General features: G+C 61.0%; 2 protein-coding genes. One reads left to right on the forward strand and one right to left on the reverse strand.

Translation table 11 applies throughout. From position 1 onward, the window contains the following. The coding region (locus OXG98_04410) for an amidohydrolase family protein (protein MCY3771247.1) at positions 1-1,243 on the reverse strand (1,243 nt) is incomplete at its 3' end. A gap of 204 nt (positions 1,244-1,447) precedes the next feature. Here OXG98_04410 and OXG98_04415 point away from each other — a divergent pair. Further along, a complete protein-coding gene (locus OXG98_04415) occupies positions 1,448-1,882 on the forward strand; it encodes a GFA family protein (GenBank protein MCY3771248.1) in 435 nt (144 codons plus the stop codon). The last annotated feature ends 271 nt before the right edge of the window (positions 1,883-2,153 follow it).

Raw genomic sequence — 2,153 nt, forward strand, 5'->3', positions numbered from 1 at the left:
CCCGACCGTTTTGTTCGAGCATCAGATCATAGATCACCTCGCGTGGACTGCGGCCTTCACGCTGGGCAAGCGTCGCAATGCTCCGATCAGCGCTCGGCTCGTAGCTCAGCTCCTCACCCATGGGATAGGTGCGCTCCCAGACCCGCGCATTCTGATACAGCAGGGACATCCCGGTGGTGTGGGGGTCTTGTTCCGTGAGCAGCTTTTGGCGCAGCTCAGGCTTTCGCAGCTCGGCCATCTTCTCGTCGTGAGACAGTTTTTTCAGCGGTTGAAAACTCGGCAGATATTCAAACGGGTTCTCCCCCTGGAAGCTGAACAGAACACAAACCGGGCGCACAAACACCATCGGCGTGATCGGCACGCCCCCTTCCACCGCGGCCGTACATTTCGCCATGACCTCGAGCCATTGGGTGGGATAGCTATTGTTCTGAGGCAGGAGGAAGGTCAACGGGCAGCCCGTCGCCCGGGAGACCCGGATCATCATGTCCACTTCTTGCAGCAGGTCCGGATCTTCGCCGGCAATACCGCGCGGCACCATCTCCAGAATACCGCGTCCGGTTGAGCGCACGGCCCGGGCAATCCCGATCAACTCATCTTCATGGGCAAACGTGCCGGGGACCGGTTCGCCGTCATTAGCCGTATGCACCAGCGTCCGCGAACTCGAAAAGCCGAGCGCACCGGCGAGGACGGCGTCTTTGACAATAGCAGCCATCTTGGCGATATCTTCTTCAGTCGCGGGTTCGTTCTTTGCTCCGCGCTCACCCATGACAAAGGCCCGCACCGCGCCGTGCGTAATCATGCCGCCGGCGTCCAGGGTGCGGGGTATGCCATCCAGCACGTCGAGATATTCGGCAAAGCTCTGCCAGCCCCACGGCAGCCCGGCCGACAACGACGGAGCGGGAATGTCTTCAACACCCTCCATGAGGCCGATCAGCCACTCGTGGCGATCCGGCGTGGCCGGCGCAAAGCCCACACCGCAGTTTCCCATGACCACGGTCGAAACACCGTGCCAGAGCGACGGGGTCATTTGTTCGTCCCAGGCCACCTGGCCGTCATAGTGGGTATGCGCATCGACCCAGGCCGGCGTGACCAACAGCCCGTCGGCATTCACCGTCTGCTTTGCGCTTCCCAGGTCTTTGCCGACAGCGACAATGCGCCCATCGGCAATGGCCACGTCGCCAGTGAAAGCTGGCTTCCCCGTTCCGTCAATAATCTTTCCGCCGCGAATGACTATCTCGTGCATGCACAAACCTCCTTTGATGCTCTTTGTCTGATATGGCCGAGAGCACCATATAGGGTTCACCGCCTATCTGGCAACCAGCCTGAGAGCAATATCAGGTAATCGTCGTCCTATACGGAGTACGCCGCGGGGTTGCGAGGTCAACCCCGCGCGGCTAGGTAACAAGGAGGCAAGGGATTGGAGAAACCACAAACTAACAGGAGGAGAATGATGAGTGAGAACACCTATAACGGGAGTTGTTTTTGTGGAGCTGTGCAGTTGACCGTCACCGGTTCTCCCGCAGCTATGGGCTACTGCCACTGTGAGTCGTGCCGCCACTGGTCGGCGGGGCCGATCAACGCCTTTACCTTATGGCCGCCCGATGCCGTCCAGGTCACCCAGGGGGCGAATAATATTGGGACTTATGCCAAGACCGATAATAGTCATCGCAAGTGGTGTAAGGCCTGCGGCGGTCATCTATTCACCGAGCATCCCGGCATGGGCCTGACCGATGTGTATGCGGCCGTGATCCCGGATCTTCCTTTTCAGCCCGGCGTGCACGTCTTTTACGAAGAAACCGTACTGCGTATCCACGACGGCATTGTCAAACAGAAAGATGTGCCGGCAGAGATGGGCGGCTCCGGCGGAGTCCTGCCGGAATAGCCGTGAGCCCCCACTTCCCAGGAACCGGGACGCCCAGAGCGGCGGGCCGAGGCCGACCCACCTCGCCGCTCTGCTCCGCTACTCCTCGGCGGCCTGGAGCAATGCCACACCTCAGGATTGGGCGTCCTCCCCTCCGGGAGGTGTTGCGCCAGCGCCGTCTGCCCCCGCATCCAGGAGGGCATGCACCAGAGCCACGACACCCCCATACGCCGCCAGATGTAACGCACTCCACCCGTCTGCGTCCTGGAGGTCGGGATTGACACCCGCGTCG

It is taken from the genome of Gemmatimonadota bacterium (assembly GCA_026706345.1).
Lineage (GTDB): Bacteria > JAAXHH01 > JAAXHH01 > JAAXHH01 > JAAXHH01 > JAAXHH01.